Origin of the sequence: Streptomyces sp. NPDC086023, from assembly GCF_044540325.1 — a bacterium.
In the GTDB taxonomy this organism is placed as follows: domain Bacteria; phylum Actinomycetota; class Actinomycetes; order Streptomycetales; family Streptomycetaceae; genus Streptomyces.
Genome location: NZ_JBITRX010000003.1, coordinates 209573 through 221036, shown reverse-complemented (window position 1 = coordinate 221036; position 11464 = coordinate 209573). Strand labels below are relative to the sequence as shown.

The following is an 11464-nucleotide window of genomic DNA, read 5'->3' as shown; positions in this document are numbered from 1 at the left end:
GTGCCTCAGCCGGTCAGCAGCGTGGCCGCGACCGACGCCGGGACCGGCGCGGGCGGGGCCGGCCGGGTGGTGAACGTACCCCGGCCGCTGGTACGGCCCCGGAGGCGGGACGCGTAGCCGAACAGCTCGGCCAGCGGCACGCTCGCGGTGATCACGGCCGTGCCGGCGCGGGCGGTGGAGCCCGAGACCCGGCCGCGGCGGGCCGCGAGGTCGCCCAGCACCCCGCCGACCGCGTCGTCCGGGACGGTGACGGTCACCTCCGCCACCGGCTCCAGCAGCTCCAGCGCACAGCGGCGCAGGGCTTCGCGCAGCCCGAACCGGCCCGCCGCACGGAACGCGAGCTCCGAGGAGTCCTTGGCATGGGTGGCGCCGTCGGTCAGCACCACCCGCACCCCGGTCACCGGGTATCCGCCGAGGGGGCCCTCGACGAGGGCGTCCCGGCATCCGGCCTCCACGGCACGCGCGTACTCCTGCGGTACGCGGCCGCCCGTCACCGCGGACCGGAACTCGAAGCCGGGCTCGCCCAGCGGCTCGACGTCGAGGACGACGTGGGCGAACTGGCCCGCGCCGCCGTCCTGTTTGACGTGCCGGTGGACGAAGCCGGCCAGCCCGCGCACCACGGTCTCCCGGTAGGAGACCTGCGGGCGGCCCACCGCCACCTCGACCCCGCCGCTGCGGAGCTTCTCCACGGCGACCTCCAGGTGGAGTTCGCCCAGGCCGGAGAGGACCGTCTGCCCGGTCTCGGGATCCGAGCGCACGGACAGCGAAGGGTCCTCCTCCGCGAGCCGCGCCAGGGCCGTGGTGAGCCTGCCGGTGTCGGTGCTCCGGCCGGCCTCCACCGCGACGGACACCACCGGCTCGGCCACCACGGGCGGTTCGAGCAGCAGCGGCGCCGCCGGAGCGCAGAGGGTCGTGCCCGCGCGGGCGGCCTTCGGGCCCACGACGGCGACGATGTCACCGGCCACTGCCTCCTCCCTCTCCTCGTGGCGGTCGGCCTGGACGCGCAGGATGCGCGCGACGCGTTCGGTGCGCCCCGTGCCGGCGTCCCGCACCTGGTCGCCCTTGCGGACGGTGCCGGCGTAGACGCGCAGGTAGGTCAGCCGGCCGGTGGCGGTGGCGGCCACCTTGAAGACCAGGGCCGTGAACGGCTCCGCCGGGTCGGCGGCGCGCTCCCGCTCCTCACCCCCGTACGTGCCGCGCACGGGCGGCACGTCGAGGGGTGAGGGCAGGTACGCCACGACCGCGTCCAGCAGCGGTTCGACGCCGCGGTTGCGGTAGGCCGAGCCGCAGAGCACGACGACGCCCTCGCCGGACAGGGTGAGGTCGCGCAGCGCCCCGGTCAGCGTCGGTGCGGACAGCTCCGACGTGGTGCAGAACTCCTCCAGCGCGGCCGGGTGCATTCCGGCCACCGTCTCCGCCAGCTCCCGGCGGCGGCGCACGGCCTCCTCCCGCAGGTCGGCCGGGACCTCCCCCGTCGTGTACGTGCCGTCGTCGCCGCTCCACAGCAGCGCGCGCATCCGGACCAGGTCCACGACGCCGGTGAAGGAGTCCTCGCGGCCGATGGGCAGCTGTACCACCAGGGGTACGGTGCCCAGCCGGTCGCGGAGGGAGGCGACGGCGGAGTCGAGGTCGGCGCCCGCGCGGTCGAGCTTGTTGACGAACGCGATCCGCGGGACGCCGTAGCGGTCCGCCGTGCGCCACACGGACTCGCTCTGCGGTTCGACGCCGGCGACGGCGTCGAACACGGCGACCGCGCCGTCGAGCACCCGGAGCGACCGCTCGACCTCGTCGGCGAAGTCGACGTGGCCCGGCGTGTCGATCAGATTGACCCGGTGGCCCGACCAGGAGCAGCTCACGGCCGCGGCGAAGATGGTGATGCCGCGGTCGCGTTCCTGGGCGTCGAAGTCGGTGACGGTGGTGCCGTCGTGGACCTCGCCACGCTTGTGCACGGTGCCGGTGGCGAACAGGATGCGTTCGGTGACCGTGGTCTTGCCGGCGTCGACGTGCGCGAGGATACCGAGGTTGCGGACGGCGGCGAGGGCGGGAACGGTCGTGGTGGTGCGGATGGTGCGCATGGCCCGGGGCCTTTCGCGAGTTGAGGAGATTGGGCGGCGCGATTCCCGGACGCGGCGGACGGCCACGGCCCCCGCGGGTACACGCACGTCGGGCCTGCTCCTCCGGAGGTTCCGGGGAGTGGCGGGACGGGCGGGGCGGGGCCGGCGGAACTCAGACGTGCGTCACGGGCATACGGTGGCGGCCGCGCAGCCGGCACCGCGCGCCCCGGGACACCGGGATCACGTCGAACCGCGACGGGGGAACGAAGGCGGCGGTGCGGTTGCGGCACATGGCCCCGTTCCCCTTTCTCTTCACTCGACGACGGGCGCGCGGCGGCTTCCTCAGCGGCGCGCGAGCCGAGTGTAGGCAGCCCGCCCGTTCCGCGGCACCCGAATTACCGCGTCCCTGCGCCGTGTTGCCCGCCTCCTCCGCCCGGACGGCGTGAACGGGTCCGCCACGCTCCCCCAACCCGCTTGGATCTTCCGTCAACCTCCCCCACCCGAAACGATGATGTGATCTGATCACCACCTTCCGGCCGCTCCGTCCGCTCTCCCGAGGAGAGCTCTGTCGTCGAGGAGTCCACTCCGTGCTCTCGCACCCCCTTCCGTCCCGCCCCCGCCGGCTCCCCCGGGCCGGCCTGGCCGTCGCCGCGGTCTGCGCCCTCGCGGCGGGGCTCCCCGCTGCCGCCGAGGCGGCCGACGGGCCGGAGGCCGCCGCGGCCACCGTGACCCCGCCCCGGGGCAACTCCGGCTTCGACTACCAGCTCGGCGGCGCCTACCCGCCGCGGCGCGGGGTCGAGGTCGTGGTCCGCGACCGCTCGGACCGGGTCGCCGCCGGCGTCTACAACGTCTGCTACGTCAACGCCTTCCAGGCCCAGGCCGAGGAGCTGCGCTGGTGGCAGCGGAACCACCCGAGCCTGCTGCTGAAGGACGCCAACGGCCGCCACGTGGTCGACGAGGACTGGAACGAGGTGCTGCTCGACACGTCCACGGCCGCCAAGCGGACCCGGCTGGCCGCCGTCGTCGGCCGCTGGTTCGACGGCTGCGCCCGGGACGGGTTCAAGGCGGTGGAGCCGGACAACCTCGACTCGTACGAGAGGTCCAAGAGACTGCTCTCCACAGCGGACAACGTCGCCTTCGCCCGCCTCCTGACCGCCCGGGCCCATGCGGCGGGCCTGGCCGTCGCGCAGAAGAACACCGTTGAACTGGCCCCGAAGGGACGGCGGATCGGCTTCGACTTCGCCGTGGCCGAGGAGTGCGGACGGTACGACGAGTGCGGGGGCTACGTCAGCGCGTACGGCTCCCGCGTGTTCGTCGTCGAGTACCGCTCCCGCGACTTCACCAAGGCCTGCGCGGCGTGGGGCGACCGGCTCTCCGTCATCCAGCGCGACCGCGACCTCCGGCCCCGGGGCACCACCGGCTACGTCCGCAAGGCCTGCTGACGGTCGGCCGCCCCACCGACGGGTCAGAGCGCGGCGTCCACGAGGGCGTGGACCCGGTCCCGCTGGGCCTTGGGGCCGGCCTTAGCGTCCGGACGCAGGGCGTAGGCCACCGGCTGCGGCTGCTCCGCGGTGGCGAACACCCCGCTGGTCCAGCCGCCGAGGGATCCGGTCTTGCCCCAGACCCGGCTGCCGTCCGACAGCCGCACCCGCATCAGGCCGCCCGCGCTGAAGCACGCGGTCCGGGAAGGACAGCTGGTGTTCCCCGGAGCCCCCGGCACGTCCGGTATCTCGAAGAGGTGGCGCTGCGCCGCCGGGGGCAGGAGTTCCCCACCCAGCAGTGCGGACAGGAAACGGTCCAGGTCGGCAGTGGTCGACTCCAGGCCCCCCTCCGCCCAGGCCCAGGCGACGTCCCGGTGCGCCGACATGCCGGTGCGGGTGAGCTTCAGGGGCGTCAGGATCCGGTCGGCCAGCACGTCGGCGTACGGGCGGCCGGCCAGGCGCTCCACCAGGACGCCGGCGAGGAAGCTGTTCAGGCCGTTGTACTGCTGCGCCGTGCCGGGCGCCGGTATGCGGCCGGACCGGGCCGCCGCGTCCCGCGCGAAGGAGGCCCGTACCAGCGCCTCGGGCCCCAGCCGCACCCGGGCCGCCCGGGGAAGGTCGCTGGTGTGGTCCAGCAGCCGACGGATCGTCACCCCGTCGTACGCAGCCGGCACCAGGTCCGGGAGGAACCAGCGCACCGGCTGGTCGATGCCGATGCCCTGCTCGGCGGTCAGGCCGAGCACCAGGGTGTCCGTGAAGACCTTGGTGACGCTGCCGACCGGGAAACGGGCGTCCCCGGCCACGGGTCCGGCGGCGCCCGTGAAGGCGGCCCGCGGGCCCCCACCGGACACCCGCACGACGGCGGCGTCCGTGACGTCGTCGGGGAGTCCGGCGAGTAAGGACTGCAACGGCGTTTCGCCGGCCCCGGACGACAGCGTCGCCCGCACCGGGAGCCCGGGCCCGCTGCCGGCCAGGGCGCCCGTCGGGCTCAGCCCGAGGGCCAGCGTGGCGCAGGCCAGGCCGGCCACGGCGAAGCGGCCGACGGGGGCGCGGCGCCGGGACGTGGCCGAGCGGGCGGTCGACGATGCGGCCGTGCGGGTGGTCGTGGCCGTGCGGGTGGCCGTGGCCGTGGTCGTGCGAGCGGTCGTGGTCGTGGTCGTGCGGGCGTTGCTGCGGGGACGAGCGGTCATCGTGGGCTCCAGGTTCGGTGCGGTGCGGTCCGCCCTCCGGGCCGGTCCGCGCGGTTCTTCGCACCACCAACTCTGGCGCCGAACAGCCCCCTTGCTCATCCGTGATCACCCTGACCCGGCCCTGACCCCACCCTGGGGTCCCCCCAGGGGTTCCCCCGGAGCCACCCGGCGCGAGCGACCCGGTGCGAACCGCCCGCCGCAAGCCACCCCGGCGCACGGGCGGCCGCCCCGCCCCGCGCCCCGCGTCAGCCCCGCCGGTTCTCCTTGCGCCGCACGAACTTCAGCCCCGACCAGTCCTCTCCCAGCGCCGCGACTTTCACGTCGACAACGCCGAGCGGCAGGAACAGCTCCCGCAACCCGTTCTCTGTGACGTCGCTCTCGTGACCGGCTGCCCGGCGCGGCCAGGCGATCCACAGCATCGCCGCGTCGTCCAGGTCCCGCACCAGCGCTCCCGCCTCGGCGGCCAGGCCGGCGAACTCGCGGTAGAAGGCGACCGTGACGGCCGCTCCCCTGGTACCTCCGGGGGCCACCCGGCACCCGTCGGGCAGCCCGGGCAGCGGCCAGTCGGCCGGCCCGTGGCGCAGGTGCACCACGTCACCGGCCCTGATGCCGAGCTTCCCGGCCAGTGGCGTGCCCGAGTGGCCGCCGGACCCGGCGCTCACGGCCGGCCGGCCACGTCGTCGACGAACATGCCGCCATCCTCCGCGCCACCGCCCGTGAGCGGCCCGCCGCCACTCCCCCGCCGGCACGGGTCACTCCCACGGCCCACCCCCGCGCCATGCCCCCCCGCGCCATGCCCCTGCGCCATGCCCCTGCGCCATCCCCGCACGGCACGCCCGTCCGGCACCCCGTCACCCCGCACCGCAGGGACCAGTGCAATGCTGGACCAATGACCGAAAATGGCATGAAACCGGGTCAGATCATTGCCGCGGTGGACGGTTCCGAGCACAGCCTGAAGGCCCTGGAGTGGGCCCTCGCGACCGGCGCCGCCACGGATTCCGAGGTGGTCGTCGCGCATGTGCTGCCGGACCACGCGCAGGTCTGGCAGGCGCGCCGCACGGCCGTCGTCGGCGAGCCTCCGGAGGCCCCGGACCCCGTCACGGAGAACGTCCGGCTCTCCCTCCAGGGCCGCACGGCCCTCCCGCGGGTCCGGTACGAGAGCCTCGGCGGCGAGGTGCCCGGGGCGCTCAACAGGGCCGCGGAAGGAGCCGGGATGCTGGTGCTCGGGTCCCGCGGCCGGGGCGGCTTCACCAGCCTCCTCCTCGGCTCCGCCAGCCGGGCCTGCGCCGCGACCGCGCCCTGCCCCGTGGTCGTCGTCCCCCACGCGGCCCGCGTGGCACGGCCGGAGCCCGCCGGCGAGAAGGACGCCGGCGCGGCCGGGACGAACCGGGTCCTCCTCGGCCTCGAACCCACCGAGACCCCGGACGAGGTCGTCGACTTCGCCTTCCGGCAGGCCGCGGCCGGCGCCCACTCCCTCACCGCACTGACCGCCTTCCGGGACCCGGTGGCGCCCCTGCCCCTGATCGGCGCCCCGATGGCCGGGCTGCCCGAGGACACCGCGCCGCTGCTCCGCGAGATCGAACGGGCCCAGCACGAGCGGCTGGAACCGTTCTCCCGGAGGTACCCGCAGGTCGTGCTGGACACGCTGGTCGGACCGGGCGACGCGGCCGGTCAGCTGGTGGGCCAGTCGGAGACGGCCGCGCTACTGGTCGTCGGCCGGCACCGCTCCCGGCTCCGCGCCGACTCCCTGCTCGTGGGGTCGGTCACCAACGCGGCGCTGCTGCACGCGCACTGCCCGGTGGCCGTCGTACCGGCACCGGCCTGACAGACCGCCTCCGGGTGGCGTAGCCCGGCGAGCGCGGCGGCCGGGGAGTTCCTAGCGTGTGGTCATGGCGATCGGTCTCTGGTACACCGTCAGAGCGCGCAGGGGGACGGCCCTTTCCCTCTCGTGCGCGGTCCTGCTCTGCGCCGCGCCCACGGCGCAGGCCGCCCCCGACCCCGCCGTCCGCACGGCCGCGGGGGTGCCGGCGCCGCCCCAGGTGTCGGCGGCGGCGTGGATGGTGACGGACGCGGAGAGCGGGGCGGTGCTGGCGGCCCGGGACGCCCACCGGCCGCTGCCGCCCGCCAGCACGCTCAAGACCCTCTTCGCCGTCACCGTCCTGCCGCGGCTGCGCGGCGACCTCGCGCACACCGTCTCGTACGGGGACCTGGCCGGCGTGGCACCCGGCAGCAGCGTGGTCGGCGTCAGGGAGGGGCACACGTACACGGTGGCCGACCTCTGGCGGGGGGTCTTCCTGAGCTCGGGAAACGACGCGGTGCGCACCCTCGCGGGGCTCAACGGCGGCTGGCGGCACACGATCCGCGAGATGCAGACCACCGCCGAGCGGCTCGGCGCGCGCGAGACGGTCGTGAGGTCCCCGGACGGGTACGACGCGCCGGGGCAGACCTCGTCGGCGTACGACCTCACGCTCTTCGCCCGCGCGGGTCTGCGGAACCCCGACTTCCGGACGTACGCGGCCACCACGGCCGCCCGCTTCCCCGCCGCCGGCGGCTCCCGCTCCTTCGGCATCCGCAACACCAACCGGCTGCTCGTGGGCTCCCACGGCGTGGCCCCGTACCCCGGCCTGATCGGGGTCAAGAACGGCTACACCAGCCGGGCCGGCAACACCCTGGTCTCCGCCGCCCGCCGGGGCGGCCGGACGGTGCTGGTCACCCTCCTGCGACCGAGGAGCAACCGCTCCAACGCCGTGTACGAGGAGAGCCGCGCCCTGCTCGACTGGGGCTTCGCGGCGGCTCCGCGCGCCCGCGGGGCGGTGGAGCGCCTGCCGGACCCGGCCGACGCGCCCGGCACGAGAGGAGCGGCGGGCCCGCAGGCCGCGTCCGGCAAGCCGGCTGACGAGGGGGCGGAAGGTCTGGCCTGGCCCGTGACGGCGGCCGGAGCCGCCGCGCTGCTGGGCGCCTTCTTCCACCGCCGCCGCATCGTGGCCCGCCGCATGGCGGCCCGCCGCGCCGCCCGTGACCACACGGTGTGGCACCGCGGTGCAGTGTGACAGTGACTGGCACTGAGTGAAGCGACCAGATCCCCGATCCGGGAAACCTGTGGTCTCGGAATTGCGCTGCTCCTATCAGTGAAGGAGCCGCCGGATCCGGTGGTGGCCGGTTCCGGGGAGGGCCTTTGACACGACGTTGGAAGATCACGGTCGTGGTGGTGGCGATGGTGGGTATCGTCTCGACACCGTTGCTCTGGTTGCTCGACGGCCCGGACACCAGCCAGGTAGCCGCGGCCTGTGTTCAGGCGGCGGTGGCGATCGTCTCTCTCGCTTGGGCGCTGGTGCAGCATCCGTCCCCCGCCCAGGGGCCGGTGGATGTGGCGGCTTCGACCGGCAAGGCCGAGGCTTCCGGTGGAGGCAGTGCCGGGACCGGGGTACGGCGTCACGGAGGGGAAGCAAGCGGCTCCGCGACGGCCGAACGGACCGGGGACGCGCGCGCAGATGGCGCCGGCAGTCAGGCAAGCACTGGTGTCGAGTACACCTGACGACCCGGGCGCTTCCTCAGCCGACCGTGGTGGGGTCGCCAGCAGTCTGCCGGCGGCCGGAGCCCGGGTGAGTGCGCGGGACACCGGAGGCGCGGACGCCGCGGCCGGCGGGCAGGCGGTGTCCGGTTACCGGGGCCCCGTCCCCTGCAGCGACCGTGCGCCGTCGTCCGTGCAGGTCGTCGGCACCGGGCCGGCGATTGCGATCGGGCCCGGTGCGGTGGCGGTCACCGGAAGCCTGACCGTGCACCATCGCGGGCCACAGGAACCGGCCTCCTTGCCACACCAGGTCGGTGCGATCCCACCCCGGGCACAATCCTTCCAGCGCCGCGGCGAGGCCGACCGGCTGCCTGCGACGCTGCAAGACGGGGGCACGGCTGTGCTGTGCCAGGTGCTCGCCGGGATGGGTGGGTGGGGAAGACCCAACTCGCCGCGGACTACGCGCTCACGGCATCGCGGGACGGCACGGTGGATGTGCTGGTGTGGGTCAGAGCCGCGAGCCGCTCGGCCGTGGTGACCCAGTACGCGCAGGCCGGCGTCGAGCTGTGCCGGGCCGATCCTCAAGATCCGGACCGGGCCGCCGTGTCGTTCCTGGCGTGGCTGGCGCCCAAGCAGGCCGCGATCCCGTGCCGGTGGCTGGTGGTGCTGGACGATGTCGCCGACCCGGACGACCTGCGCGGGCTGTGGCCGCCGGCCAGCCCGCTGGGGCGGATCCTGGTCACCACGCGCCGCCGCGACGCCGCCCTCACCGGCGCCGGCCGTCGTCTCATGGAGGTTGGTCTGTTCACTCACGCAGAGGCCGTCACGTACCTGTCCGACGCACTGGCCGTCCACGACCGCGCCGAGCCCGAACATCAACTCGCCGCCCTCGCCACGGACCTGGGGCACCTGCCACTGGCCCTGTCTCAGGCAGCGGCCTACCTCGCCGATGCCGGCATCACCATCCGCACGTACAGGACTCTGCTGGCCAACCGCGCCACAGCACTCGCGGACACCGCCCGGACACCCTGCCCGACGACCAGAACCAAACCACCGCCGCCGCCCTCACCCTCTCCCTGGACCGCGCCGACACCCTGCGCCCCCGTGGCCTTGCCCGCCCCATGCTCCAGCTCGCCGCCTACCTCGACCCCAACGGAATCCCCCAGTCCGTCCTGACCAGCACCCCTGCCCTCAGCTACCTCGCCACCCACCGAACTCCCACCCCGGAAGACCCACCCACCCCGGTAACCCAAGCCGAGGCGACCGCCGCCCTGCGTGCCCTCCACAGGCTCCACCTGATCGAACACGCTCCCGACACCCCTCACCAGGCCGTCCGGGTCCACCAGCGCACCCAGCGCGCCGTGCGGGACACCCTCGACACCGACCAGCGCGACTCTCTCGCCCGAACCGCCGCCACCGCCCTGGTCACCGTCTGGCCCCCGGTCGAGCGCGCAACCGGCCTGGCCCAGACACTCCGCGCCAATACCACCACCCTCATCAGCCATTCCGAAGGCGCTCTGTACCGACCGGATCTCCATGCCGTGCTCCACCGCACCGGGCGAAGCCTCGGCGAGTCCGGCCAGGTCACCGCAGCTCGCGCCCACTTCCACCGCGTCACGGCCGAAAGCAGGCGCCGCCTCGGCCCCCACCACCCCGACACCCTCAGCACCGGCCACAACCCCGCGTACTGGCGGGGCGAGGCAGGGGACGCGGCGGGCGCCGCCGCCGCACTCGCCAAGCTGCTGACCGATCGGGAGCGGGTGCTGGGACCGGACCACCCCAGCACCCTCATGACCCGCCACAATCTCGCGCGATGGCGAGCCAGAGCCGGGGACGTGGCAGGTGCCGGCATCGCGCTTTCCGAGCTACTGACCGACCAGCTGCGGGTGCTGGGGCCAGACCACCCCCACACCTTCACCACCCGACACAACCTCGCCTACTGGCGTGGACGAGCCGGCGACGCGGCCGGCGCCGTCACCGGGTTCACCGCAGAGGGCATCGGCGAGAACCAGGTCGCCATGCCGCAATCCCGACCTCGACCTCGACCACCACACAGGCCCCTCCCCCCGGGAGCCCCGAGGTCCTGCCGATCCACCGCGACCACCAACTCCACATGCGGTCTTGCTCGTTGAGCACGCACGCCCCAACAATGCACATGACAATCGGAGGACCTCCGGTTGGACTGACATCAGAGGGGAACCCCCACATGAAGAAGCCTCTCGCCAGCGCCCTGCTCGCCCTGCTCCTCACGGGAGCGGCGGCGGCGCCGGCCGTGGCCTCGGCGCCCGCGGACGCGGCCCCCCGCACCGGCGCGTCCGCCGCAGCCCCGGCCGCCCGGGGCACGGCAGCGGCGGCCGTCGCGGTCAACTTCGCGGGCACCGTCGCGCTCAGCAACTGCTCCGGATCCCTGGTGCGCATGCCCGCCTCGCAGCCGGGCGACCCCGCACTCGTCCTCTCCAACGGCCACTGTCTGGAGACCGGATTCCCGGCCGCCGGCGAGGTGGTCAAGGACCGGGCGTCGAACCGTTCCTTCACGCTGCTCACCGCGTCCGGCGCACGGGCCGGAACCGTGCGCGCCAGCAAGATCGCGTACGCCACGATGACGGACACGGACATCTCCGTCTACCAGCTGACCAAGACCTACGCGCAGATCCAGAGCCAGTACGGGATCAGCCCGCTCACGCTCAACGACGCCCACCCGGTGCAGGGCACCGCGATCAAGGTGGTGTCGGGCTACTGGAAGCGCATCTACAGCTGCAACATCGACGGCTTCGTGTACCGCATGAAGGAAGGGGAGTGGACCTGGAAGGACTCGGTCCGCTACACCTCCTCCTGCAACACCATCGGCGGCACCTCCGGCTCCCCGGTCGTCGACACCACCACCGGCAAGGTCGTGGCCGTCAACAACACCGGCAACGAGGACGGCCAGAGCTGCACGGTGAACAACCCGTGCGAGATAGACGAGAGCGGGAACGTGACGGTCCGCCAGGGCATCAACTACGCCCAGCAGACGTACACCATCGTCGCCTGCGTCGGCCCCGGCAACGTCTTCGACCTCAACCGCCCCGGCTGCGTGCTGCCCAAGCCGTAGCCGCACCGGGAGCCGCCGGAGCACCGCGCGGCCGCGTGCCGCCGCACGGATCGCCGGTCCGGACCGGCACCCGGTCGGTGCGGTCGGTGCGGTCCGGACCGTACGTCCGTTCGTCCGTACGGCGGCATCGTGGCGTG

10 protein-coding genes are annotated in these 11464 nt (G+C 74.3%); 7 read left to right on the top strand and 3 right to left on the bottom strand.

Features of this window, described 5'->3' with window-relative positions:
• Window positions 1-5 precede the first annotated feature (5 nt).
• Window positions 6-2075 carry an elongation factor G gene (fusA, locus tag ACIF6F_RS07625; protein ID WP_399942682.1) on the bottom strand — a complete coding sequence of 690 codons (2070 nt, stop codon included), beginning with the start codon at window positions 2073-2075 and terminating at the stop codon, window positions 6-8.
• A gap of 566 nt (window positions 2076-2641) precedes the next feature.
• Here fusA and ACIF6F_RS07620 point away from each other — a divergent pair.
• Complete coding sequence (locus tag ACIF6F_RS07620) at window positions 2642-3496, top strand: endo alpha-1,4 polygalactosaminidase (RefSeq protein WP_399942680.1); 855 nt, start codon at window positions 2642-2644, stop codon at window positions 3494-3496.
• Window positions 3497-3519: 23 nt separating this feature from the next.
• On the opposite strand, the gene ACIF6F_RS07615 is transcribed toward ACIF6F_RS07620, so the two are convergent.
• On the bottom strand, window positions 3520-4725 hold the full coding sequence (locus ACIF6F_RS07615; protein ID WP_399942677.1) for a serine hydrolase domain-containing protein: 1206 nt from the start codon (window positions 4723-4725) through the stop codon (window positions 3520-3522).
• 245 nt (window positions 4726-4970) lie between these two features.
• Window positions 4971-5387: a DUF3052 domain-containing protein gene (locus ACIF6F_RS07610; RefSeq protein ID WP_399942674.1), complete on the bottom strand. Its 417-nt coding sequence runs from the start codon at window positions 5385-5387 to the stop codon at window positions 4971-4973.
• 269 nt (window positions 5388-5656) lie between these two features.
• Between ACIF6F_RS07610 and ACIF6F_RS07605 the strand changes: the two genes are divergently transcribed.
• The 6 genes from ACIF6F_RS07605 to ACIF6F_RS07580 all read left to right on the top strand — a co-directional run bounded on the left by ACIF6F_RS07605 (window position 5657) and on the right by ACIF6F_RS07580 (window position 11327).
• Window positions 5657-6550 carry a universal stress protein gene (locus ACIF6F_RS07605; RefSeq protein ID WP_399942671.1) on the top strand — a complete coding sequence of 298 codons (894 nt, stop codon included), beginning with the start codon at window positions 5657-5659 and terminating at the stop codon, window positions 6548-6550.
• 64 nt (window positions 6551-6614) lie between these two features.
• Window positions 6615-7775, top strand: coding sequence for a D-alanyl-D-alanine carboxypeptidase family protein (locus tag ACIF6F_RS07600; protein ID WP_399942668.1), 1161 nt, complete (start codon window positions 6615-6617; stop codon window positions 7773-7775).
• A gap of 152 nt (window positions 7776-7927) precedes the next feature.
• The gene (locus ACIF6F_RS07595; RefSeq protein ID WP_399942665.1) at window positions 7928-8260 is read left to right on the top strand and encodes a hypothetical protein; all 333 of its coding nucleotides are present in this window, start codon (window positions 7928-7930) and stop codon (window positions 8258-8260) included.
• Window positions 8261-8668: 408 nt separating this feature from the next.
• Window positions 8669-9412, top strand: coding sequence for an NB-ARC domain-containing protein (locus ACIF6F_RS07590; protein WP_399942663.1), 744 nt, complete (start codon window positions 8669-8671; stop codon window positions 9410-9412).
• Entirely contained in the window at window positions 9358-10368 is a 1011-nt protein-coding gene (locus ACIF6F_RS07585) for a tetratricopeptide repeat protein (protein WP_399942661.1), read from the top strand. The genes ACIF6F_RS07590 and ACIF6F_RS07585 overlap by 55 nt, the downstream gene beginning before the upstream one ends.
• A gap of 74 nt (window positions 10369-10442) precedes the next feature.
• Window positions 10443-11327 (top strand): serine protease, encoded by an 885-nt coding sequence (locus tag ACIF6F_RS07580; RefSeq protein WP_399942659.1) that lies wholly within the window; start codon window positions 10443-10445, stop codon window positions 11325-11327.
• Window positions 11328-11464: the final 137 nt, after the last annotated feature.

Excerpts from the sequence above, each read along its gene's own strand:
- fusA (WP_399942682.1), bottom strand. The coding sequence starts at position 2,075 with ATGCGCACCATCCGCACCACCACGACCGTTCCCGCCCTCGCCGCCGTC.
- ACIF6F_RS07615 (WP_399942677.1), bottom strand. The coding sequence starts at position 4,725 with ATGACCGCTCGTCCCCGCAGCAACGCCCGCACGACCACGACCACGACC.
- ACIF6F_RS07600 (WP_399942668.1), top strand. The coding sequence starts at position 6,615 with ATGGCGATCGGTCTCTGGTACACCGTCAGAGCGCGCAGGGGGACGGCC.
- ACIF6F_RS07585 (WP_399942661.1), top strand. The coding sequence starts at position 9,358 with ATGCTCCAGCTCGCCGCCTACCTCGACCCCAACGGAATCCCCCAGTCC.
- ACIF6F_RS07580 (WP_399942659.1), top strand. The coding sequence starts at position 10,443 with ATGAAGAAGCCTCTCGCCAGCGCCCTGCTCGCCCTGCTCCTCACGGGA.